The organism is Clostridium merdae (assembly GCF_900176635.1).
Taxonomy (GTDB): domain Bacteria; phylum Bacillota; class Clostridia; order Oscillospirales; family Acutalibacteraceae; genus Faecalispora; species Faecalispora merdae.
Map to the genome: position 1 here is coordinate 273668 of NZ_FXLN01000004.1, position 25014 is coordinate 298681.

Sequence of the window (25014 nt, forward strand, 5' to 3'; positions counted from 1 at the left end):
CAAAGAGTTCGGTGGCCGAATTAACTAAGAATCAGGAGGAATTATAACAATGGGCTTTTTATCTGATATTGAAATTGCACAGCAGTACGAAGCGAAAGACATTCGTGAAATTGCAAAGACCGCAGGCGTCGACGAGAAATACTTAGAGGTGTATGGTCGCGGTAAGGCAAAGGTAGATTATAAGCTTCTCAGTGATTTGGCTGACAAACCGGACGGTAAGCTGATTCTTGTAACCGCAATTAACCCCACCCCTGCAGGCGAGGGTAAAACCACAACTAGCGTTGGTCTTACCGATGGCCTTCGCAAAATTGGCAAAAAGGCAATTGTTGCTCTGCGTGAGCCTTCCCTCGGCCCGGTTTTCGGTGTTAAGGGCGGCGCGGCAGGCGGCGGATATGCTCAGGTTGTTCCCATGGAGGACATCAACCTGCACTTTACAGGCGATTTCCACGCAATTGGTGCTGCAAACAACCTGATGGCTGCTCTAATAGACAACCACATTTACCAGGGCAACGAGCTGCGCATTGACCCCAAGCGTATTACTTGGAAGCGCGTTGTAGATATGAACGACCGCCAGCTGCGTAGCATTATTAATGGCCTTGGCCCGCGTACCAACGGCTTTACTCGTGAAGACAGCTACGACATCACAGTTGCTTCTGAGATTATGGCTGTTCTGTGCCTCTCTTCTTCCATTACAGATATGAAAGATAGACTGGGCAAAATGATTATTGGTTATAACTATGACAATGAGCCTGTTACCGCTGGCCAGCTTAAGGCACAGGGTGCAATGTGCGCACTGCTGAAGGATGCTGTTAAGCCCAATTTGGTTCAGACTCTGGAAGGCACTCCTGCCTTTATTCACGGCGGCCCCTTTGCAAACATCGCTCATGGCTGCAACTCTCTCATGGCTACCCGTATGGCATTAAAGCTGAGCGAGTACGCAGTTACTGAGGCAGGCTTCGGCGCTGACTTGGGCGCTGAGAAGTTCCTCGATATTAAATGCCGTATGGCTGGTATTGCTCCTAGTGCGGTTGTTATTGTTGCAACTGCTCGTGCACTGAAGCATCACGGTGGCGTTGCTAAGGCAGACCTGAACAACGAGAACCTCGTAGCTCTCGAGAATGGTATGCCCAACCTGCTTCGCCATGTTGAAAATGTTACTAAGGTATATGGCTTGCCTTGCGTAGTAGCCATCAACCGTTTCCCCACTGATACCGAGGCTGAGCTCGAGCTGATTCGCACCAAGTGCAAAGAGCTGGGTGTTGAGGTTGCTCTCAGTGAAGTATGGGCAAAGGGCGGCGCTGGTGCCGTTGAGCTGGCAGAAGAAGTGGTTCGCCTTTGCGAGCAGCCCAACAACTTCAGCTATGTGTACGATGCTGATATTTCCATTAAAGATAAGCTCAATGCGATCGTTCAGAAGGTATACCATGGCAGCCGCGCCGTGCTGACTGGCCCTGCTGCAAAGCAGGCTGAGCAGCTCGAGCAGCTTGGCTTTGGCAACCTGCCGATTTGCATGGCAAAAACGCAGTACAGCTTTACTGACGATGCAAAGTCTCTGGGCGCTCCCGAAGGCTTTGAGATTATCGTTAGAAACCTGAAGGTTTCTGCTGGTGCAGGCTTTATCGTTGCTCTAACCGGCGATGTTATGACAATGCCTGGCTTGCCGAAGAAGCCCTCTTCTGAAAACATTGATGTGGATGAAAACGGCCGCATCTCTGGCTTGTTCTAATTTCAAATTGTAAAAATCACCGCCCCAGCACTTTTTGTGCCGGGGCGGTATTTTCATGTAGCAAAGCACCCGCCCGTAATACAAATAAGAGATTGAATGAAAAGGGTAAACCGTTAAACACCTCAGCTATCGCTAACTCTATCAAATACCGAGCGTTTTTCCTTTCAATAGAGGGGAAAGAATAACAAGCATGGCGCAGTTAGGAATAATATGGTAATATAATACTTGAATACAATAAAGGAGGTATAAATGAAAAATATGACTGATTCAAACAGCTCAAGAATGAGGGCAGGAATCGAAATAATAGCTTGCTATTTTATAGTTTTGCTTCTGAGTGTTTCTAATAATTGGGTGGGGCAATTACTAAAGATTGATGGATTATGGACTGGAGTTGTATTTTATCTTTTAGTCGCTTCCATCATTCTTTTTTACGTTATCAAAATAGAAAAGAGACCATTGAGCAGTATCGGACTCAAAGGGATCACTTTCAAAGAGATTGTATTTGGTATACTTATAGGAATATTAATGTTTATTGTTCAGCAAATTCCTCTGATTTTGATGGGTATGGATTACAAGATGTTTGCATCACCACCTGATTGGATACATATTGGCATAATGTCACTTTACTGTATTTTTTGCGTGGGATTTACAGAGGAGCTTATGGTGCGTGGATTTATTTTACACAAATCCTTAGAGATTACAAATAATAAGATAATCGTAATTCTTTTTAACTGTATCATTTTCTATATGATTCACTGGCCTCCAGTTCGCTTTGTGTTTGGAGAAGCCTTTAATATAACATTGAATACCATCATTCTATGTACCTATTTGTTCCTTTCCAAAAGAAAGAGTATCACTCCTCTCATTATTGCACATGGAGTTTACGATATTATATCTGCATATCTATTACCGGCCTTTGTATATGTGATGATTACCTAATGATGGCCTCGTTGTTTGCGTACCATACTGTGAGATATTAGATATGAGATTATTGTTTAATCACTTTAATATAACTAAATGAAAATAACAAAGAGAAGCCACTGGCTTCTCTTTGTTATTTTGAAAATTTATTTTATGTAGATAGCTAAAATGTTATCGATTTTCAACCCAAATATAAAAATTAAAATGTTATATATAAAGTGATTTTTAATATTCAACTAATAGATTTACTCCAGTTAAGCCAGCATAGGCTCCATTTTGCGCCAATTCACTTTCTGGGTGAGCGATAAGCCATTTTCCTTGCATCCATAGCAGCTTTTCTTCTCCGTCTGCTTTTGCGGGCAGTTGTTTAAGTGGCTGGTTGGTTCCTTTGGGCAATACCACAACACACTGAAATCCTTTGTCGCTTACCTTACACGGTGCAAAGTGAAGTGTGGTACCGTAAAGCTCACATGCTGTTCCAGCGGGCAAGTAATATCCCTTCACCAAAGAGGTATCAAGTGTGTTGTTTTCAACATCTCGCACATCTGCCAGTAAAAGCACAAGATCGGTTACAGCAAGATTTAGCTCGGGAGTTTTATGGTATTCCAGCGCATTTAATTGACTCCCATTGCCATTGCAATAACCAACCTGAATTGGCATAGAACCGTTTAATCGTTCTTTTACAGCGTCAGCCAAGGGCGATTTCGAAAGCCTTGGTTCATCAGCCACATACATATTGCCAGAATCGGGAACTGCGATTTCCGCCATTGTTTGCAGCCAGGAAGAAAAATCATATTCTGTAACAATTCGCCCATATTGACGGAAGGATTCATGCGTAACCGGATACAGGGAGAGAGTCGGGTTTTTCTTTAGCAGTTCAGAAAACATATTGAAACCTCCTATAATGAATCTTAAAATATGAGTTAAATAATAATTCTATCTTACCATGATTTGGCATAAAATCCAATCTTCCATATATAGAAAAAGAAAGCTTTGTGATGCGATTAAAATAGAGTGAATTCAAGTCACATGACAAATCAAGCTAAAATAAAACAGGTAAGGGGCATCCGGATAAACTCCGTTTGCCCCTTACCTGCTCTTTATTCAAAGTGTAAACTTGTGTGTTAACGGTTTTTGAACATTCTTAAAATCCACAATAGAATAACGGAACCAATCACAGAGACCAGTAGGCTCCATAGGTTAAACCCGGTGATTCCAACCCCGCCAAGCATGTTCATGATGAAGCCGCCAATCATGGCGCCAACAATACCTACTACAATGTTTGCAAATGCGCCCATTGAGGCATCTGTATCCATAAATTTACTTGCAATCCAGCCGGCTAGAGCACCAATAATAATCCAAGCAAGTATACCCATTCAAAAACCTCCTTTTTACCACTTAGATAGTATGTATAAAGTTTTGCCCCAAAATTTATAGGCTTATTCATTACTCAACAAATAGAGTGGCAAAAGTACAGTGAAAATTACCATAAAAACAGATTTGTTAATTCGAATGATAAGGGCAGAAGCTAAAATGGTGTGATATAATTAGTTTATGAAGCTTTTAGAATAAAAATTCAATTGTTCTACAGTTTTAAAAAATACACAATGACGAAATGTGCTATAATGACATAAAGAGTGTGGAAGATACGTTTATACATAATAAGGAGCGAGGAAAATGTGTGAGATTAAAAAAATAAAGGCAGTGTTTTTCAGTGCTACGGGTACCACAGAAAAAACGGTAAGGAAAATAGCAGAGTCAGTAGGGGAGAAGTTGGGTTTACCTGTAAGCTGTAAGGATTTTACCCTACCCAAAGGCCGAGAGTGTCCACTGGTGTTTGAAAGAGACGATTTGGTAATTTTCGGGACTCCAGTATATGCAGGACGAGTGCCAAATGTTCTACTAAAGTTTTTAGACACTCTGCAAGGCAACGAAGCTATGGCAGTTCCAGTAGTGCTTTATGGCAACCGGAATTATGACGATGCTTTGATAGAACTTCGTGATTTGCTACTTAAAACGGGTTTTCACCCAATAGCGGCTGCTGCTTTTATCGGTGAACACTCTTTTTCTCGTGTTTTGGCAGCCAAAAGACCTGATGCGGAAGATTTGTCTTTGGCTGTGGAATTTGGTCATCGCATTGCTGAAAAACTGCTGACTAAGGAAGAACTACCTCTCATCGCGGTAGAGGGAGTACCGTACCCATATCGTGGCTATTATCAGCCGAGAGACAGAAAAGGCACCCCGGTCGATATTCGAAAGGTTAAGCCCCAAACCAGCGAAGCTTGCAATGATTGCAAGTTGTGTGCGCAGGTGTGTCCCATGGGCTCAATTTCCTTTGAGGATGTTCGTGTATTTACCGGCATCTGTATTAAATGTGGAGCCTGCATTAAGAAATGCCCTCAAGGAGCTAAATACTATACGGATGAAGGGTACCTATATCATCAGCATGAATTGGAAGAAGGTTTTGCTCGTAGGGCAGAGCCGGAATTGTTTCTGTAATATTTAATAAAGCCTTTTATATGTGATTGGAAGAATACATAAAAAGACATTATTTTTAAAAAAGCCCTTGCTTTTTTAGGCGTATCATGGTATTATAGTCAGGCAGTTCAGCGAAAAACAGTGTTTTTTGCAGAGCAGCCTATGGGGGATTAGCTCAGCTGGGAGAGCGCCTGCATGGCATGCAGGAGGTCAGCGGTTCGATCCCGCTATTCTCCACCATTAGTAGAAGCCATAAGGGTAATACCTTGTGGCTTTATTTTATTTTAAATTTACCAGGACATTTTATAAAAAATGGTGAAATAGAGTTATAGTAAAATTTGTTTGCTCCATTTTCAAAGAGCCAAGGGTGATTTTTTAATACATCTTCCCATATTGAGTACCACTGTAAAAACAGCCGCTCGTACGAGCGGCTGTTTTTACAGTGGTTTTCTGCATTTAATTAGATGTTTTACCGACCACGAAAGTAACTTTGCAGTAACGATTGCCTTTTTCATCCAAATGTTTTGTAACCTCCGTCAGGAGATATTTAAAAGAATCATAAGGCTTTTCGTTTCGACTCAGGGAAATCGTGCTAAAAATCTCTCAAAACTGTACATGAACCGAAATTCATAATAAAAAAAGAACAAGGAGAGGGCTAATAATAATAATACATAAACCGACGAATCGAGTAATTATTAACGTCTTTTTAATGCCAAACATGGAAAATGTTTTTGGGGTGGCTAGAGGCATTATTAAAACAGTTAGACCCAATAATGCGAAGCCTGTACCCAAAAGTATGCTCCCAATCCACATTTTTGAAATAGTTAAAAAAATAGCGGATACTAAAATCAAAATGATTGAGATAATAATACCAACCGTAAAAAATGGCCTAGATCGGTTAAGGAATCGAAAAGAAGCTTGTGTTCGATTTACGCACTCGTTACTGCAATAATGTAGCAATTCTTTGTTTATACCTGCAGTGATTGAATAAGGCTGTTCTATTTGTTTATTACAATAAATGCATTTACACAATTTAGCCACCTACTTTATTAAATATATAAGAATAAAGCAATATGATGAGAATGGAAAGAAGTTCTAAAATAGTAACCGCATAGACACAAGCTAATTCTCTTAAAATTAAAATAATACTGTTCATGATTAAAAGCAAGCCGCCAAAGCGAAGATTTTTATGCCATACCCCTATCTATACTCTCATCCCACATTAAATCTTTGGTTTCAGCCCCGCAAATTGAAAGAAAAGCGAAAACCAGTGAGATAAATGTTAAAATAGAAGGAAATATGGCATTATTCGCCATAGTAAGGTCATCTTTGAACGCTATTAATCTCGTTTTTCTGTACCTATTACTATTTTTCCTCTAAGATTGTCGGTATAAGCTAGTTTTCCATCTCTAGTAATTACAATAGCTCCCATATCTTTCATTTTATTCACTTTATGAATGATAGAGGCCGCATCGAATCCAAATAGCTTTGTGGTGTTGATGTCACAGTCTAGGGAGGAGTCGGCAACGAAAGTGATAGAGGCAATATTACTTTCCATCGGGTAGCCTGTTTTGCTGTCAAAGATATGGTGGTATTTGCTACCTTCCTTTTCTAATACCCTTTCATATATGCCTGACGTTACTACGGATTGGTCTTTTATTTTCACGATTGCGACCACATTTCCTCTTGGCAAAAATGGGTTTTGTATTCCTACGTTCCACTCACCTCCATGGGATGGAGGCTCTCCAAAAACGAGAACATTGCCTCCCATATCTACCATTGCGGAGATGGCTCCTTCTTGCCGAAAGAGTGCCATGACTTTATCCGCAAAATAACCCTTTGCGATGGCTCCTAGGTCTATCTCCATGCCTTTTTTTAAAAAAAATACGGTTTTCTTTTTATCGTCCAGCTCTATATTCTCAGGATTCAGTAGTTCTAGCACGTTCTCAATCGCATCTTTCTCTGGTACATGTGCTTCGGCAAAGCCGATTCTCCATAACTTTATCAATGGTCCGATTGCGATATTCAAATAAGAGCCTTCACAAAGACTGTGCTTTTTTCCGATTTTTATCAGCTCATAAAGCTCATTATCTACCCTTTGGGGTGCAAATGCAGCTTTTCTTTTCAACATGGCAAGCTGTGAGTCATCCCTGTTGGCACTAAACACTTCATTATAATGATTCAGCAGGTCTTCCGCTTTTTTTACCAGAATTTCAGGATCTTTTGCCTTAACATAAAGGGAGATTTTTGTTCCCATAAGATATAAGATTTTCGTATGCTCAGTCATTTCAGTCTCCTATAAAGGATTGGCTCTGCCCATGTGTTAAAAAGGCATCGATTAAGTCATTTTCAATATCGGTTAGTTTTTTTTCCGTGTGATATGCCATAAAGTAATCTAAGCTCAGTTCATCAATGGGTATGGGATATATATTGTATTTAGATGGGACCTCCTTAACATGAACACTTTCTGGTACAATGGCAAGCCCTAAATTACTGGTAGCCAGCTTAAGTACAGTGTTAATATCTGTACTTTCCATTATAATGTTCGGCTCCACCTTATAAATATTTAATAATTGATCAATCTGTTTTCTTATGGCAGACCCCTTGGAGGTTAGTACCAATCTTTGGCATAAAATTTTACTTATGTCGATGGTTCCTTCTGGAATAACGGCGGTTTCGTTTTGATAAAGATCACAGCAGCGGGGAATTATGGCTCGGTACCTGTGTCTTCCCCAGCTAACGGAGTTTAGGTTCGGAGATATATTTCGTGAATTTTGTCCAATCCAAAAATCCAATTCATTGTTTTGAGTAAGCCTCTCACTTTTTTCCGGTAAAACCTCTGTAAGCTCAATTCTGCAGTTCGGGTGCTTTTCCAGAAATTCTGGGATAAAAAGAGGCAAAAGGTAGGTACCTAGACTGGGAAGCACCCCTATTTTTATGACTGTTCTGTCAATATTGGATGCATCGGAGATATCCTTAAGTAGCCGAGAGTATTTGTTTTCTAAGGAAGTTAAATACTGATAATATATTTTCCCCTGCTCGGTTAATCGGTAGGGCAGTTTGTTGCGCATAATCAGCTCACAGTTTAGCTCGCTTTCTGCCCTTTTAATTACCTGCGTCAAATAAGGCTGCGAAATGTAAAGTGATTTCGCGGCCTTACTATAATTGCTGTATTTTAAAATGGCATCAATATAATACAGAATGTCCTGAGAGGAATATTTAGACATTTCATTTCTTCCTTTAAAAAAAGTATACTTTTTTAATTTGTTTTGATTATAACAAATTAGTTATTAAACTTCAATAAATTACTATTAGATAATATGCATACAATATATTAAAATAATAACAAACATATATTTAATGTGAAAGCCGAATGTACAGGAAGGGGAATACTATGAAATATTTAGCTATCGTAGGCACGAATTCAGATATGTCTACCAATCGTATGCTGCTTCAATTTATGCAGAAGCATTTTTCTGCTGAAGCAGAGATTGAAGTCTATGAAATTAAGGATTTACCTGCTTTTATGGAACCGGATGAAGATTCTGAAGTTCCAGAAAAGGTAACAGAGCTATCTGCTAAAATTTTGAATGCGGATGGAGTCATTATAGCAACCCCAGAATATGATCACGCTATTCCAGCCGTTCTAAAAAGTGCACTTGAATGGATTAGTTACACAAGTCAGGCACTTACGGACAAGCCTGTATTAATTGTGGGAGCATCTCATGGTACTCTTGGTTCTTCAAGAGCACAGGCACATTTAAGACAGATACTAGATTCCCCCGAGCTTGCAGCCAGAATTATGCCAAGCAGCGAGTTTCTATTAGGAAAATCACAGGGCGCATTTGATATTTCAGGCAAACTCATTTATGCAGATAAGCTATTAGAGCTTGAAGAAATTTTCAGAGAGTTTGTTCTGTTTACGAAAATTACATCCAAGTTATTGGAAGAGAAAGCTTTAAATAAAAAAGCGAAAAAATATACTTGGCAAGAATAGGGGGAAAAGTACCAATGAAATTTATAGCTGTTGTTGGAACGAATTCAAAAAAATCTTACAATCGAAAACTGCTCCAATTTATGAAAAAGCACTTTGAAACGAAGGCTGACATAGAAATTTTAGAGATTACAGATGTTCCTATGTTTAACCAATCGGAGAATCAGTCTTATGGCCCAGTATTACAGATGTTCAACGATAAGATAACGGAATGTGATGGTGTTATTATTGCTACTCCGGAATATAATCATTCCATCCCATCCGGTCTTAAGAGCTTAATTGAGTGGTTGAGCTTTGATCTTCATCCACTTGCAGGCAAGCCGGTGATGATTGTTGGTGCTTCCCTTGGAACTCAGGGGTCCTCTCGTGCACAGCTCCATCTTCGTCAGATTCTTGACGCACCAGGTGTGGATGCCAATGTAATGCCAGGCTACGAGTTTTTACTCGGCAGTGCAAGTAAGGCATTTGATGACGCCGGTAATCTTAACAATGAAGGCACCATAGATTTTCTTGAGATTTGCTTCCTTCGCTTCATGCGCTTTGCAAAAATAGCCAACCAGCTCAATGAGGAAGAGGAGTTCTCCTTCCAACCTGGTGAATATGAGGTTAGTGCAATCGGCCACAGCGGAAATCTACCTATGAAAGTTTCCTTTAGTGAAAAACGAATTGAAAGCATTCACATAGATACTGAAGGTGAAACAGAAGGCATTGCTGATGTAGTTTTTATAAGAATTCCAGATAAAATTCTTGAGGGACAAACGTTAAATGTAAATGCTCTCTCTGGTGCATCAGAAACCAGCAATGCAGTTATTGATGGTGTAGCCAAAGCAGTGAAGCTTGCCGGAGTAAATCCCGATATTCTTAAGAGACGTCCTAAACCAGCCAGCAGCCGTAACAGAGAAGACGAAGAATACACTTGTGATGTTGTAGTTGTAGGTGGAGGCGGTGCGGGCCTAAGTGCAGCGGCTACCGCGTTGCAGAATGGTTCCAGTGTTATTGTTCTTGAAAAATATCCGTCGGTAGGCGGTAATACCATTCGTTCCGGTGGCCCTGTGAATGCGGCAGATCCAGAGTGGCAGAGCATGTTTGATGAGAATCCAGGAGAAAGACATACCATTGAGTCACTGCTAAATACCGATGAAAGCGAAATCCATGCAGAATATCTCGAAGACTTCCGCGCTTTAAAAGAAGAATTTGCTGCTTACCAAAACAAGTTTGGTACCGGTAAAGGTCATTTGTTTGATTCCCCTCTTCTTCACAGAATGCAGACCTATTTTGGCGGCAAACGAACAGATTTAAATGGCGATACCATATATGGTCAATACGACCTGGTGAAAATTCTGACAGACAGAGCTTTAGAGAGTGTAAAATGGCTCGAGGAAATCGGCGTTGAGTATGATAAGAGCATTGTATTTGCTCCCGTTGGTGCATTATGGCGCCGCGGTCATAAGCCTGTTAAAAGCTATGGTACTGCGTTCATCCTTGCACTTCATAAATATGTAGAAGAGCAGAACGGAAAGATTATAACAGACAGTCCAGTAAAGGAATTTATTATAGAGAACGGTGAAATTACAGGAGTTATAGCAACCGGTGTGAATGGACAGAAGATTACGGTTCATGCAAAAGCAGTCGTTCTTGCGAGCGGTGGCTTTGGTGCCAATACAAAGATGTTAAAGGAATATAACACCTACTGGAGTAATATTGATGATGACATAAGAACCACCAATTCCTACGCCATGACGGGTGATGGTATCATGCTTGGTAAATCCGTAGGAGCGGCGCTGACGGGAATGGGCTTTACTCAGATGATGCCAGTATCTGACCCGGATACGGGCGAGCTGTTCAGTGGGTTGCAGGTACCACCGGAAAACTTTGTAATCGTCAATCGCGAAGGGAAACGCTTTATCAATGAATTTTCCGGTAGAGATGTATTAACAAAAGCAGCCATTGACCAAGGTAGTTTGTTCTACCTCATTGCGGATGATGAGATAAAGAAAACCGCAGCCAATACAAGTCAGGAAAAGATAGACCGCCAGGTAGAAGCAGGGACCCTATTTCGAGCGGATACCATAGAAGAGCTGGCAGTTAAAGTTGGTATGGAGCCATCAGTCCTAAGGGATACGGTGGATAAATATAATTCCTATGTTGATGCAGGGTTTGACCCTGAGTTCCATAAGGACACCTTTAGCTTAAAGGTGGAGAAAGCTCCATTCTATGCAACACCAAGAAAGCCAGCGGTTCACCATACCATGGGCGGACTTAGAATTGATACAGAAGCCCGTGTATTAGATGAAAACGGCCAACCGATTAAACATCTTTATGCAGCGGGAGAAGTTGCTGGAGGTATTCATGCAGGCAACCGTCTTGGCGGTAATGCGTTAACTGATATTTTTACCTTTGGACGAATTGCTGGAAAAACGGCTGTGGACGAAATGAATTAATATTAAGTCATTGGAAACCATAAGCTATTTTATTTTGATTGTTATGGTCACAGAATACTACCAAAACAAAAAACCACCGGATAACTCCGGTGGCTTTTTGTTACTTATATCTATTTAAACTAAGATGCAGGCAACGATAATTGTAGCGGCGAGCCCAGAGAATACAGGAATAAGGTTTTTACGTACCAATTCTTCAGGACGAATCCCGCAAATGGCTGCAACAGGAATTACTGCCCACGGGATCAGTGTACCGCCATCTACCCAAATTGTAACAATTTGGCCAAGAGCTGCGAGCATTTCTTTATTCACAGGTATGGCCTGTGCGAAGGTAGCTGCTGTTGTACCCACAATAGGCAGCCCAGAGAAGCCGGAGCCATCCAGCCCGGTTACAAACCCAGCCATTGCTTCCGCCAATACAACGGGAATGCGAGACATGGGTGCGTTTTGCGCAAGGTAAAGGCCAATATCATTCATGATGCCGGTCTGTGAACCAAGAACGGCTTTCGCACAATCTTCACCGCCAAGGAAGAAGAAACCTGCTATAAAGATAACGGGAGTAAAAATATCGATACCAAAGCCAAAGCCTTCTTTTAAATGGTCTATGACTTTCTCCAAGGCGTTTATAATTCCACCATTCAGGCAGGTAGCTACAACAAGGATAATCAGTGCAGTACCACCTACTAGGGCGGTTGCATCGCCACCCTGCAATTTAAAAATGAGCATAAGAATAACATCTAATAAAAACAAAGCTGGGGTTGCAATGGCAATTGCTACGGCAGCAGGCTTTGCTTTTTCCGCCTGGATGGAAGAACGGTCTACAGTCACCGGCGGAAGATTTTTAACATCTCTCCGGAACATAATAAACGCTACCGTAGCAGTAACAACAGCCATCACGGCCCAGAGCACAAAGCTTTCTTGTATTAAAGCACCAACAGTTGTGCCTGCGGCTTTGGCAGTTATGGTGGGCGCTCCCTGTATGAAAAAGTCTCCCGAAAGAGCCATCCCGTGGCCAAATAGATTCATTGCTACAGCTGCCCATACTACGGGTATGCCCGTCTCGAGAGCGAGGGGGAGAATAACGGCTCCTACAAGTGCAACTGCTGGCGAGGGCCACAAACAAATGGAAACAGCAAACATGGCAAAACCAAGCAAAAGGAACGTGACACTACGGTTTTTCATGTAACGTACAAAAGGACGAACCATTAGCACATCTGCGCCGAGTGCAGAAAGGGATTTGGACATTGCCACTACAATGGATATTACAGCGATAATGCTCCAGAACTCTTTGCCAGTCCAGATTAATGCGTTGAATAATGATTGAATACTGCCAATTACACTTTGGGTAGCAAAACCGCCAACTATGAGTATGCCGATGATGCAGGGCAGTACTATACTTTTACGGAACGCCATAAGGCAGAGCATAACGAATAATAGCGTAATGTATAAAATATGGAGATAGCTCAAGGTTACCAAAAGATCGCCTCCTTAACACGGGTGATGGTCATGAAATATACTATGTTCTTTTATACAAGCATGTGAAGAATAAAACGATCAGCTTTTATGCTGTATTCATTGTATAAACACATAAAAAAACAGGCTTGAAACTCTTACTTTGGAAAAGTTTCAAGCCTGCATTTATTAAAAATAGGAAAAAATGGGTTGTTTGCAGCTTAGTGATTTATTAAGCATGATTTTCAATCAAATCATTAGCGTGTTCTAAGAATGCTTGAATAGCTTCTAATTGAACTTGATTTAAGCAATCAATATACTCAAATAATGCTTTATCATGGGTATTGTGGTATTCGCGGTGAAGATGATAGGCGCGCATTCCCTTTTCGGTGAGAAACAGCCTGACTCGCTTTTTATCTAAACCATCCTTTGTTTTTACAATCAGCATACGTTTCTCTAGATTTAAAAGTGTTTTATGCACAACCGCTCTTGTGATACCAAATTGCCTTGCGATTTCAGAGCTGAATGTACCGGGGTGGTCGCCAATCATTTGTATTATGTGAATCTCGCCACGAAAGAACGTCATATCCTCACTGCCAAAATTTAAAATGTTGGTTTTGATATTTGCTATTTTTTCCGTTAATCTAATGAAAGAATCCACCACTTCCTTTGACAGCTCATTCATTGTCGTTATTCTCCTTTTGGTATAAAAGACCGCAGAATCTACCCGCATTCACTTCCCGCAATCTGAATACACCAGCTCCTTTCAGTGCGTTTTCTACATCATAACCAGAAGGCGCCAGTGGCAAACCATTTAAGCGGCCAGTCAGCCAGCTAACTAAGCGGTGTGGTGGCTGCTCTTGGTTGTTCGAGAGCTGCCCAATTAACAGTAAATAGGCTTTCGGAGAAAGTGTATTTGCAATTTTTTGAAGGAAGTCCGAAAGATGTTCCGCTGCAAAATCCAATATACCAGAAGCAACTAGTAAATCATAAGGCCCGCCAAAGGGGTCTTTGTTAAAATCCCCTTCTATAACAGACACGTTTTTTGGTGCGCCCTGCTCGTGTAGAATCATTCTACTGGTAGCAGCAACGCTTGGGTGCTCAAATACAACGGCGGAGCTATTGGGGTATTGCTTTGCAAATTCCATCGCCAAAATACCCGAGCCGCCACCTAAATCCAGCATTTTTACGGGAGCGTTATTTTGGGGGAATAATTCCTTCATTGCCTCTAAAAATGAACTAACCCGGCCGGTCGCATACATTTCTGGTACGGTAACCCGAGCCAGCATGGCGAAATCATAGGTTGGTGCGCGTTCTATTTCCCCGGAAATTTGTTGACCTAATTGTTGTAGTGAGGTCATTTTTTCACGGAATAATAGGGTCTCACCAATGTAAAGGGGAGAGTCCTTGCTCAAAAAAGCACTGGAATCAGGGGTGTTACGATACCGTTCGCCATCCCGTTCTAAAAAGCCTAATGCACTGAGCGACAATAGAAAATGCCCGAGAGCGAACTCTTGATAGCCTGTCTTATGTGCGGCTTGCTGCACACTCGTCCATTCGTTAAGGTAGGTAAATACATTTAGGTGAATCGCTGTAAATAGAATTTGTGCTTGTTGGTATTGCTCCAGCATGGTGTAGTAACGCAGGTAGCCCGGTGTGGATTTCTGATTCATAATTATCTCTCCGTTTCTGCTCTACTTTTCTATTGTAAAGTTATGTATAGTTAGCATAAACTAACTATACATAACTTTATGTTGTATGTCAAGCATACAAACAATTTTAAATAGATAGAAAAAGTACAATCCCCCCTCACATAGTAAGGGAGGATTGTACTATTGTTGTGATTGAAGCAAATCTTATAAGGATTTGTTGTAAGTAAGTATTAGGTATGGTTCCTTTTAATGAGACGCTAAAAGGTCGCTGGAACGCCCGGCACGTAGAATGTAGCTGTCCGTATCGTGGTTTAAAAGCTGTTGTATTGTACGGGATAGTTCCATCACCTTCACAATATCTACCCCGGTGGATATTCCCGATTCATCGCACATATGAATCACATCTTCGGTAGAAATATTACCAGCTGCCCCCGGTACAAAAGGACAACCTCCCAGCCCGCCAAACGAACTGTCAAATTGAGTCATACCACTTTCCATGGCAGCAAGTATATTTGCCATTGCCAAGCCACGAGTATTATGGAAGTGAAGCCACCAGTTAACTTGCGGATACTTTTCTCTTACAGAAGAACATATTCGATACACCTGATTCGGTACAGCCATGCCGGAAGTGTCTGACAAAGAAATCTCTGTTATTCCGACCTCGAGATATGCCTGAATAATAGCATCTACATCTTCCAGAGGAATACGGCCCTCCCAGGGGGATGCAAACGGCATAGAAATAGAACCAGAAATTTCGATTCCATTCTCTTGTGCTGCTTGTACACAAGGGGCGAATCCTGCCACACTCTCTTGCGGTAACATATTCAAATTTTTCAGATTGTGCTGTCGGCTTGCAGAAACGTTCAGCTTCACTTTTTTACATCCGCAGGATACAGCACGCTGAACCCCCTTTATATTGGGAATTAATGCCCGTAGCTCCACACCCGGAACGGAACCTATCTGCTTGTATAATTCATCGGTATCCGCCATTTGTGGTACTGCCTTTGGGTGCATGAATGAACCTATCTCAATAACGGTAAATCCGGCATCAATAAGCCCACGGAGCAGCTCCAGCTTTTGCTCGGTTGTAAGTATTGTTTTTTCATTTTGTAGACCATCACGTAGCCCAACCTCACACAAAGTAATAGAGGATGGTAAATTCATCATGTCCACTACCTCCAAATGTATTATAAAAATGTGGTTTTAATGTCGAGTCAACATCTCTTACACTATCTTAAACGAATTTAGCAGTAAGAATCCAATACATAATTTATATGAAATCATAGAAGAGATTAATGGTTCAGTTTCAATTATGAAAAACAAGTAAGTGTAAAATATTGGAATACAAAAAGATAATAGCAAATTATATCAAATATATATTTATATTTTACAATTTTTTCATAATCAGTTAGCTAATATTGGCAAAGTTTAAATAAAACAAGTGTTATGAACTATGAAATATATTTCTAATTCAATAGATATTAAGCATTAGACTTTATAAGTGATTTGCATATAAAATTTATATCAGGTAAGAGAAAACTTAGATATATTTCCATCCAATTGATGAAGGGGGTTCATAAATGGCTGTACAGTTTTCACTAGCTTATCTTACGATACCGGGCATTGAGCCTATTGAGCAGATAAAAGTTGCTAAGAAAGCCGGGTATGATTTCGTAAGTCTAAGAACAATACCAATGGGACTTAGTAGCGAACCTCAAGTTTGCTTAGAGAAGGATGCCGTGCTACATAAAGCAATTCAACAAGCTCTAAAAGAGTACGAAATAAGTCTTTTGGATATTGAATTGGTTCGAATTAGAGAAGATTTACCAACTGACTACCGTTGTGCGTTTGAAAAGGGAGCCGAACTCGGGGCAACTCAAATTTTGTCCAGTGTTTGGACGAATGATTACTCCTACGCGATAGATAGTTACGGGAAGATTTGTGAGCAGGCTGCACAATATGGGATGACGGTCAACTTGGAATTTCCAATCGTATCGTGCCTGACTACCTTACAAGATACCATAATGATTCAGGATAAAGTGAATGCTTCCAATTTGAAAATCTTGATGGATATGATTTATGTTCACTGGGCGGGAGTAACCCCAGAAGAGATTAAAAAAATTGATCCCAATCGATTTGGCCTGATTCACCTTTGCGACTGCCCCAAAAATCCAGATAAAACTCAAATTGTAGAAGTTGTTCGGGAGGGTCGTGCGTATTGCGGTGAGGGAGAGGCTAATTTAAAAGAATTGCTGAAAGCCTTACCGAATAACCCTTGTTCCATTGAACTGCCTAATACCAAGCGTATTTTAGAGCTTGGCGTGCAAGGCCACGCAAACCGCTGCCTTCAAACAGCAAAAGCACTATTTGTAGATGAATAACGGTGGAGATATATACAAGAAAAGAGGCTGAAAAGTGAACATTAATATAAACACAAAAATTGTGACGTTGATTGGTACTCCTTTATCCCAATCCTTTGCAGCTCAAATGCAAAATGTAGGGTATCAGGCCGCAGGTCTGAATATGGTTTATTTTTACACCGAAGCAGATAAAGAACATTTGGGAGATATTGTAAACGGTTTACGCTATATGAACGCTGCAGGGTTTGCAGTCACAAAACCGAATAAGGTTCGTGTGTTGCGCTATTTGGATGAATTAGACCCGCTGTGCCAGAAAATGGGAGCAAGCAACACCGTTGTAAAAACACCGGAGGGTAAGCTTATTGGTTATAACACAGACGGCATTGGCTTTTATACCTCTTTAACGCAGGAGGGAGGAATACAGGTAGACCAATGTGTATTCTTTTGTTTTGGTGGAGGCGGAGCCGGCCGTGCAATGTGCTCTGTATTAGCCTACCATGGTGCCAGAAAGATTTATATTACCGATTCCTTCGAGCCTTGCGCAAAAGCGTTAGTGGCAGACATCAACACGAATTTCGCGCCTGTAGCAGAATTTGTTCACCACGAAGATTTCTCCAAGCTCTCTGCTTGCGATGTTGTGATGAATGCCAGTGGAGTGGGAATGGGAGAAAGTATGGGCCAAAGCCCCATGCCAACCGAATACATACAGCCCAGTCAATTCTATTTTGATGCGTGCTATAACCCCGACAAAACGCAGTTTCTTTTGGATGCAGAAGAAAAGGGTTGCCGTATACTCAATGGCCTGGGTATGTCTTTGTATCAAGGAGTTGCTCAAATTGAGCTTTGGAGTGGAGTAAAAGCACCTGTTGAAGCGATGCGACAAGAACTTCTTCGCATCACGGCTCAAAAAAATATGCCTGTGGTTGCGGCTGTAAGCAAGTAAAAAATAATGTCAGTTAAAATTACTTATAATTTTAGCTAGCCTGAGTAGTGGGATAAAGTATTAGTTAATAAGCGAAAAATGTCGGAAGTGGTAGGGTACCATCTGCTAAGAGTTGTAATTTATTTATTATAAAAGGAGGAAGAACAATGGAAAAGTATGTTGAGTTTTTAAAAGATGGGTATACACTGCGAGGAATGCTTCACTTGCCGGACGGCACAGACGAAAAGCCTCCCGTTGTGGTTATTTTACACGGGTTTGGCGGTGATAGAAATGCAATGAATTTCTCTTTAACGAAGCTATCTAGAATGCTGGCAAAAAATAATATAGCAAGTGTTCGATTCGACTTTTTTGGTTGTGGCGAGAGTGATGGGGAATTTGTAGATGTTACGATTTCCAATCATATAGAAGATGGCTGTGCCATAGTCGATTTTGTAGCTGGTTTAAACGAAGTAGATTCGAGCCGTATTGGTCTATTTGGTATTAGCCTTGGCGGTGCAGTTGCAAGTGCAGTGGCTGCCAGAAAAAAAGACATTCTCAAAACCTTATGCCTTTGCTGCCCTGCAACCAATTCCCTTGATGATGCAAGAAATTTGCGCGTAAAGGGCATTGATATTTCGGATATTTTTGTAAAAGGGTATGCCGATATTGGCGGTATGAAGCTTGGCAGAGGATTTTATGAAGATGCCGTTAACCTCGATTTTTACAAGCTTGCCGAAGGATTTGACAAGAAGGTTTTGCTCATTCATGGAGACAAGGATGAGATATGCCCTGTTGAAAACTCGAAGAAATACCTCAATTTGTATGGTGATAAGGCTGAGCTGGTCATGATTGAAGAGGGAAATCATAGCTTTACCTCATTGCCGGCAAATGAAAAGAGGCTGCAAACAGCAGTGGATTATTTAGCTGCGGAGTTGCTAGAACCGGTAATGGTGTGATGTAACCCCAAAATAGAATAAGTGATTCTGTCTTGCTGCTTTCAGTGTTCTATTTGTATTAATAAAACAAAGCGAGTCCACAATGTTGAAGGAGGAAAGAGCAATGTCTCCAGGGATACTGGCACTCATTATGATTGTCTTGGTTCTAGCAGCAATTCTAACAAAAAAGGTTCCTATGAATTTTGCACTGTTTGTTATCCCGGTAGTGTGTGGCTTACTATTAGGCTTCTCTGTAATAGACTTGGGGGGGATTATTCTAAAACAGCTTGGCTCCATTATGCAATCAGCCGGATTTTTGCTGTTGTTTGGTAACATTTATTTTTTCATGGTTAACGAAAGCGGTATGTTTGATATTATCATCAACAAGCTGATTTCGCTCTTTGGTAAAAAAATGAACGTTGCCATTATTATGATAATGACAACAATCATTGGTATGATTGGTTACTTAACAGCCAATTTCAGTACGGTTTATCTTCTTTGTTTCCCCTTAATGCTTCCGTTGTATCGTAAATTTAAGTTTAACAAAGGTGCAGCATTTATCATATGCCAAACCGCGTGTGGTGCAGTTGGATTTTTACCGTGGGGAATCGGTGTTATTTACACAGCGGCGGCTTCCAATCTTGACCCAATGGAGTTAAGTAAAGCAGCTATTCCGTGGGGGCTCTGCTTTATTCCCGTGATTGTTTTGCAGTGGTTCTATTTTGCTTACATGCACAAAAAAGAGTATGGCTCGCTTGGCCTTACTGTAAGTGAATCTGGTGAAGCAGTTGCGCAGCACAATGATGAGAAGCCCCATGCAAGACCAAAATTGTTTTGGTTAAATCTGGTAATATTTTTGGCTGCTATGCTTGCTCTTACCGTTTTACAGTATCCGGGGTATCTGGTTTTCATCATGGCTTCCATTGTAATGGCGATGACTAATTACCCTAACAATTTTGGTGAGATTTGGAACAAAACGGCACTCATGTTTTTGAACGTAATCATCATGCTTTCCGCCATTTCAGTATATATCGCTGTTTTCAATGCTGCTCCAGAGGGCGGTATCAGCATGATTAATGATTTGGCTAAAATAATGGTCGGTGTTGTGCCTTCGTTCTTATTAAAGTATGTACATATTATTTTCTTATTGCTGTGTGTCATTATCATTCGCTTCGTACCATTTCAGGTGTTCAATGCAATGTATCCTCTCTTTATTAGCATCGGCGCCAGTTTTGGTATTCCGGCGCTGTATGTTATTGCCCCATTTCTCTGTAACCTTGCGCTTGCAACAAGTGTTACGCCATTTAACTCGGCCACTTATGTGGGTTGCAACCTGTTGCAAATCGATGATGTGGATGGGTTCATCAAAATGGGAATTCCCATAATGGTGGTGTCGAATCTTGTGGTAGTGTTCGTCGCTTGGGTAACGGGCGTGCTTATAATATAGCTTTTATTGAATCACTCTTCCAGTAGCACTTAATTCATTTGTGTTAAAAGTAACGGCTGGTAAGCATAGCCCTTAAATTTACTTTATGTTTACCAGCGTAGCTTTTCTGTTTATTAAGTATAACGATTACATGAAAAGGAGTGTTAGAATGACAGATTCTAAAGTCAAATCTGTTGCAATGGAAATGCCAGAAGCCGACCCGAAACTAAAGGCTGGTAAGTTTAAGGATTTAATTCGTTACCTTGGCCCTGGTATTGTGGTTGCCTCTGCATCCATTGGTAATGGAGAAATCTTTTTTGCAAGCCGAGAAGGCGCACTGTTTGGTTTTTCCCTTTTGTGGACCTTTGTGGTATGTGCATTTATGAAAGGGTGCGTAGTTTATACGGGTTCCAAATATGCAACCTTAACCGGAGTTCACCCTACGGTACGCTGGGGGCAAATCATTCCAGGCCCTAAAAACTGGACGGCAATCTTTCTTGGTATTGTTGCCGCTATTGCGATTCCGTCCTCCATCAGCGGTTTTATTAAGGTTCTTGGCCAGTGGTCCTGCTGGACGTTTGGAATTGATCCTACATACACCGTGCTGTGTGGCACGCTTTGGTCCATTGTTGCGTTCCTTTTCGTTTTTTTTGATTACGAAAAAATCGAGAAGGTATCTACTATCATTATTTTAGTTTTGGTTATATTCGCATTGCTTGCAGTTTTCGGCTCCAGACCAGACTGGATTGCAATGGCACAGGGCCTCATTCCATCTATTCCGTCTAAGTACCCAGATTGGGTGCAGGAAAAAGCACCGCAGGTGCTTTCTAGCCCAATTTTGCTTGAAATTGTTGGTGCAGTTGGAATCCTCGGCGGCGGCTGCCAAGATTACCTTGGTTATATGGGTACCGTCAGTGAGAAAAAATGGGGCATGTATGGTAATAAGAATATTACAGAAATTCAGACATCCCTGAAAAATCTGTCTGGTAAAGAAGAAGTTCCGCTACCCAACGACGAAGCTACGGTTTCGGATGCTAAGGGCTGGCTGAAGGCAGTTAAAATCGATAATATTTCCTCTTTCACAGCAGTTTGGCTGGTCGGAACCATCTTCATGGTTCTTGGCAGTGTGGTGCTGGGAACAAACGGAATGCAGATTGTTCCTTCGAACGACCAGATTATTCAAAATCAGGCGAATTTCTTTGCTGTTATTTCTCCCGCTTTGGTATACCTTTATAAGTTGGCCATTTTCTGCGCATTCTTCGGCGGAATTATTGCACTGAGCACACAGGTTTACCCTGCAACGTTCCGAGCTTGCTTCTCGTCCACTTTCCCGGCGATTCAGAAGGAAGAGAATAAGTTCAAAACCCGAATTGGCGTAGCTACATTCTGCGTGCTTGGCGGTATTATTCTGGCATGGAGCAACATTACGTATACCTTCCTGCTCCAAATTGCAACGGTCATTGGCAGCGTGTTTGGTATTGGTATTGTTGGCCTGTTAATGCTGTGGACAGAGAAAAAAAGCCTACCGAAAGAGTATCGCTTAAAGCCTCTTTGGTTTGTACTCACACTTATTAGCAGTGTAGTAATGGTCGCTCTTGGGGTTGTTGCATTCTTACAATTATTTGGAATTATCTAATTTCTAGGTCGTAGAAGAATTTATAGCGTATGAGTTTCCGGGCGGATTCATATCTGCCTGTATCCGCCCGGACTTTGATTTTACTACCTCTTCACATCTGCAATAAGAGATGAGAGTTTCTGCTAGCGGAGACTATCGTTTCAGAAATAAGTGGACATTTTTAATGCCATACCCGATAATAGTTTCTAAATCGACGCTGCGGTTCATTAAATTTGTGGAGGAGGTGCATCATGAACCTTAGGCAGCTATATTATTTCAGAACGATTGCAGAATTAGAACACTATACACGGGCGGCAGAAAAGCTATACGTTAGTCAATCCAATTTAAGTCATGCAATTCAGGAATTAGAGGAAGAACTCAATGTAAAGCTTTTTGTTCGCAAAGGTCGCAGTATAAAGCTAACAAAATATGGAGAATTGTTTCTTCCTTATGTTCAAAAAACAATTGAAACGTTAGAAAATGGGATTTCTACCCTAAAGGATTACATTAATCCGAATTCAGGGACCGTTACAATTGCCAGTTTTCCATCTTTGGCTCAATTTGTTCCCAATTTAATTGTACGTTATTTATCAGATACAAACCGTTTGAATGTTCGCTTTCAACTTGGGCAAGAAAGCTTTTTTAATCTTCAAGAACAACTTTTGTCAGGAAAAGTGGATTTGCTTTTAGCAACGAAAATTGATCATCCACAAGTGGAACATGTTCACTTGGGCACGCACCAGCTTGTTTTGCTAGTACCGTCGGGTCACCGTTTGGCACGGCAGAAAAGCGTGGATTTAAAAGAGTTGGATCAAGAAAATTTTATTGATTTTGATGAGCTATCTCAACTACACCATCATAACAAACAAGTTTTTCATGAGCTCAATATTCACCCGAATATCGTTATGGAAACACCGCAGGACGTTATTGTATACGGCTTAGTAGCGGCAAACCGAGGAGTAGCAATTGTACCGTACCCATTGGGCGGCACGCCAAACAATACGAGTATTGTTCCAATTGCGAATAAACTGTATCAAAGAGATATTTACTTAATGTGGAATAAAAATAGGTACATTCCCCCGGCCGCAGAATATTTTCGCGATTTTTTAGTGCGCAGTGGGAAAATGTTTGACCAATTTTTAGCACAGAATGGGCCAAGTATCATTTGATAGTTTTGCTGATACGAGCTTGTGCTTCCGTACGGAATGAGCTGATAAAAGTTTGAATAACGATTCTTTAAGGAGGCATATTTTATGAGTAAAAAGCTGGTATCTGACCTGATTGTGAATTATTTGGAACGCAGAGACGTGGAATATGTATTTGGTCTATGCGGTCATACCGTTATTGGAATGCTGGATGCACTCTCTCGCAGTAAAAAAATACAGTTTATCTCTAGCCGGCATGAGGCAATTGCATCCACAGCGGCAGACGGTTATGCTCGTATAACCCATAAGGCATCTGTTGTTATGTGCCACTTGGGGCCTGGCCTTACCAATGTGCTCACAGGTGTTGCTAACGCAGCGTTTGATTCTATCCCAATGGTAGTCATCGCGGGAGATGTTCCCAGCTATTACTTTGGAAGACACCCACATCAGGAAGTGAATATGCACGGCGACGCAACACAGTATCGTATTATGGAGCCAGTTGTGAAGCGGGCTTGGCGCGTAGATGATGTTGAGGCTCTCCCTTACATACTCGATAAAGCGTTTCGCCTTGCCGAAACAGGTCGTCCTGGCCCGGTTCTCATAGATGTTCCTATGGATATGTTCTCTAGAGAGATGGAAGAAGAGCTATGGGTAAGAACCTATAAGGACAACCATTACACCATGAACCCGGCACTCGACCCCAATGCGGCCAAAGCAATTGCAGAAAAGCTTGTGAAAGCAGAACGCCCAATACTCCATGCAGGCGGCGGTATTTTGCTAGCTCAGGCATCAGATGAACTGGCGGCCTTAGCAGAGCATCTAGATATTCCTGTATCTCGCACGCTGATGGGGCACGGTTGTTTGTCAGACCGTCACCCATTAATGGTTGGGCAAACCGGTTTCTGGGGCATGGAGGTTACGCACTCACTTACCGCTAATGCCGATGTTGTTTTGGGGTTAGGCACTCGTTTCGCAGAAGCGGATTGCTCTAGCTGGTACCAGGGTGTTACCTTTGACCCAGATAAGACAGAGTTCCTGCAAATTGATATTGACCCAAGCGAGATTGGTCGCAATTATCCGGTTGAAATCGGCGCCGTTGGCGATTTGAAATTGGGTCTTACCCAAATATTAGAAGAGGTCATAAAAATTTGCCCCGAGGGCAAAAAGCACCCGGAGCTTCATGAAAGAATTGCAGCCTCTAAAGCAGAGTTTAAGCAGCAAAACGAAGCAATCTCGAATGACAGTCGCTTCCCAATGACCCCACAGCGTATTTTAAAAGATGTGAAGGAAGCTCTGCCGGAAGATGCTCTTATCTTTACCGATGTTGGCTGGAATAAGAATGGTGTGGCGCAGCAGTTCGATATTACCGTGCCCGGTACCATTCACCATACCTCAGGGCTTGCCAACATGGGCTTTGGCGCTTCCGCTGTACTTGGCGGAAAACTGGCTGCGCCCGATAAAGTTTGCCTGACCCTTACCGGTGACGGCGGGTTTGGGGTGAATCCCTCCTGCCTAGCTACTGCGGTAGAAAAAGGGATTAATTGCGTATGGGTTGTTATGAATAACTCTGCCTTTGGTACAATCGCAGGCCTTGAGAAAGCAAATTATCAAACAAACTTTGGAACCGTATTTTATACTCCGCAAGGAGAATCGTACAGTCCCTCCTGGGCAGAGGTTGCAAAAGCTTATGGAGTGGAATCCATTTGCGTGAAATCGGCTGAGGAATTCAGGCCGGCCTTGGAAAAGGCAATCGCCGCGCAGAAACCATTTCTTGTAGAGGCTCCCATGGAGAATATCGTAGTACCCACTCCTGGTTGCTGGAATATTAATGATATTTACACACCGAATGAGTTGGTTCGTGAGGGTAAGCTAATTCGCAAGGAAAATGGGCAGTATGTGGCGCCTAGCCATTCCAAATCACATAAAGCGAAATAAGCCTTCATTAGGAAC

At 41.6% G+C, this 25014-nt stretch carries 20 protein-coding genes and 1 tRNA gene; 13 read left to right on the forward strand and 8 right to left on the reverse strand.

What is annotated here, in order from left to right:
- Positions 1-49 precede the first annotated feature (49 nt).
- Both CAN90_RS06710 and CAN90_RS06715 read left to right on the forward strand, forming a co-directional pair.
- Complete coding sequence (locus CAN90_RS06710) at positions 50-1726, forward strand: formate--tetrahydrofolate ligase (protein ID WP_085833075.1); 1677 nt, start codon at positions 50-52, stop codon at positions 1724-1726.
- A 249-nt stretch (positions 1727-1975) separates the two neighbouring features.
- Positions 1976-2665 (forward strand): CPBP family intramembrane glutamic endopeptidase, encoded by a 690-nt coding sequence (locus CAN90_RS06715; RefSeq protein ID WP_085833076.1) that lies wholly within the window; start codon positions 1976-1978, stop codon positions 2663-2665.
- A gap of 207 nt (positions 2666-2872) precedes the next feature.
- Here CAN90_RS06715 and CAN90_RS06720 read toward each other — a convergent pair whose 3' ends face one another.
- Both CAN90_RS06720 and CAN90_RS06725 read right to left on the reverse strand, forming a co-directional pair.
- A complete protein-coding gene (locus CAN90_RS06720; protein WP_085833077.1) occupies positions 2873-3535 on the reverse strand; it encodes a DUF4867 family protein in 663 nt (220 codons plus the stop codon).
- 236 nt (positions 3536-3771) lie between these two features.
- A complete protein-coding gene (locus tag CAN90_RS06725) occupies positions 3772-4023 on the reverse strand; it encodes a GlsB/YeaQ/YmgE family stress response membrane protein (RefSeq protein WP_085833078.1) in 252 nt (83 codons plus the stop codon).
- Positions 4024-4324: 301 nt separating this feature from the next.
- Here CAN90_RS06725 and CAN90_RS06730 point away from each other — a divergent pair, with 301 nt between their 5' ends.
- A complete protein-coding gene (locus CAN90_RS06730) occupies positions 4325-5146 on the forward strand; it encodes an EFR1 family ferrodoxin (protein ID WP_085833079.1) in 822 nt (273 codons plus the stop codon).
- A gap of 143 nt (positions 5147-5289) precedes the next feature.
- A tRNA-Ala gene (locus tag CAN90_RS06735) sits at positions 5290-5365 on the forward strand.
- A 1099-nt stretch (positions 5366-6464) separates the two neighbouring features.
- On the opposite strand, the gene CAN90_RS06740 is transcribed toward CAN90_RS06735, so the two are convergent.
- Together CAN90_RS06740 and CAN90_RS06745 are read right to left on the reverse strand one after the other, a co-directional pair.
- On the reverse strand, positions 6465-7412 hold the full coding sequence (locus CAN90_RS06740; protein ID WP_085833080.1) for an FAD:protein FMN transferase: 948 nt from the start codon (positions 7410-7412) through the stop codon (positions 6465-6467).
- Between the two features lies 1 nt (position 7413).
- The gene (locus tag CAN90_RS06745; protein ID WP_085833081.1) at positions 7414-8352 is read right to left on the reverse strand and encodes a LysR family transcriptional regulator; all 939 of its coding nucleotides are present in this window, start codon (positions 8350-8352) and stop codon (positions 7414-7416) included.
- 167 nt (positions 8353-8519) lie between these two features.
- Between CAN90_RS06745 and CAN90_RS06750 the strand changes: the two genes are divergently transcribed.
- Both CAN90_RS06750 and CAN90_RS06755 read left to right on the forward strand, forming a co-directional pair.
- Positions 8520-9122, forward strand: coding sequence for an NADPH-dependent FMN reductase (locus CAN90_RS06750; protein WP_085833082.1), 603 nt, complete (start codon positions 8520-8522; stop codon positions 9120-9122).
- Between the two features lie 14 nt (positions 9123-9136).
- Entirely contained in the window at positions 9137-11560 is a 2424-nt protein-coding gene (locus tag CAN90_RS06755; RefSeq protein WP_085833083.1) for a flavocytochrome c, read from the forward strand.
- A gap of 114 nt (positions 11561-11674) precedes the next feature.
- Here the strand turns inward: CAN90_RS06755 and CAN90_RS06760 are convergent, their stop codons facing one another.
- The 4 genes from CAN90_RS06760 to CAN90_RS06775 form a co-directional block, all read right to left on the reverse strand.
- Positions 11675-13033: a hypothetical protein gene (locus tag CAN90_RS06760; protein WP_085833084.1), complete on the reverse strand. Its 1359-nt coding sequence runs from the start codon at positions 13031-13033 to the stop codon at positions 11675-11677.
- Between the two features lie 208 nt (positions 13034-13241).
- On the reverse strand, positions 13242-13694 hold the full coding sequence (locus CAN90_RS06765; RefSeq protein ID WP_085833085.1) for a MarR family winged helix-turn-helix transcriptional regulator: 453 nt from the start codon (positions 13692-13694) through the stop codon (positions 13242-13244).
- Complete coding sequence (locus CAN90_RS06770; RefSeq protein ID WP_085833086.1) at positions 13687-14682, reverse strand: methyltransferase; 996 nt, start codon at positions 14680-14682, stop codon at positions 13687-13689. The genes CAN90_RS06765 and CAN90_RS06770 overlap by 8 nt, the downstream gene beginning before the upstream one ends.
- A 225-nt stretch (positions 14683-14907) precedes the next feature.
- Complete coding sequence (locus tag CAN90_RS06775; protein ID WP_341456298.1) at positions 14908-15828, reverse strand: hydroxymethylglutaryl-CoA lyase; 921 nt, start codon at positions 15826-15828, stop codon at positions 14908-14910.
- 413 nt (positions 15829-16241) lie between these two features.
- Between CAN90_RS06775 and CAN90_RS06780 the strand changes: the two genes are divergently transcribed.
- From CAN90_RS06780 to CAN90_RS06810, 7 genes are all read left to right on the forward strand, one after another.
- Entirely contained in the window at positions 16242-17042 is an 801-nt protein-coding gene (locus tag CAN90_RS06780) for a sugar phosphate isomerase/epimerase family protein (RefSeq protein WP_085833087.1), read from the forward strand.
- 34 nt (positions 17043-17076) lie between these two features.
- Positions 17077-17964, forward strand: a complete 888-nt coding sequence (locus CAN90_RS06785) for a shikimate dehydrogenase family protein (protein ID WP_085833088.1) — start codon at positions 17077-17079, stop codon at positions 17962-17964.
- A gap of 146 nt (positions 17965-18110) precedes the next feature.
- The gene (locus CAN90_RS06790) at positions 18111-18899 is read left to right on the forward strand and encodes an alpha/beta hydrolase (protein ID WP_085833089.1); all 789 of its coding nucleotides are present in this window, start codon (positions 18111-18113) and stop codon (positions 18897-18899) included.
- A 103-nt stretch (positions 18900-19002) separates the two neighbouring features.
- On the forward strand, positions 19003-20325 hold the full coding sequence (locus tag CAN90_RS06795; protein WP_085833090.1) for an SLC13 family permease: 1323 nt from the start codon (positions 19003-19005) through the stop codon (positions 20323-20325).
- A gap of 148 nt (positions 20326-20473) precedes the next feature.
- The gene (locus tag CAN90_RS06800) at positions 20474-21940 is read left to right on the forward strand and encodes an Nramp family divalent metal transporter (protein ID WP_159450363.1); all 1467 of its coding nucleotides are present in this window, start codon (positions 20474-20476) and stop codon (positions 21938-21940) included.
- A gap of 230 nt (positions 21941-22170) precedes the next feature.
- On the forward strand, positions 22171-23088 hold the full coding sequence (locus tag CAN90_RS06805; protein ID WP_085833092.1) for a LysR family transcriptional regulator: 918 nt from the start codon (positions 22171-22173) through the stop codon (positions 23086-23088).
- An 84-nt stretch (positions 23089-23172) separates the two neighbouring features.
- The gene (locus CAN90_RS06810; protein WP_085833093.1) at positions 23173-24999 is read left to right on the forward strand and encodes a thiamine pyrophosphate-binding protein; all 1827 of its coding nucleotides are present in this window, start codon (positions 23173-23175) and stop codon (positions 24997-24999) included.
- The last annotated feature ends 15 nt before the right edge of the window (positions 25000-25014 follow it).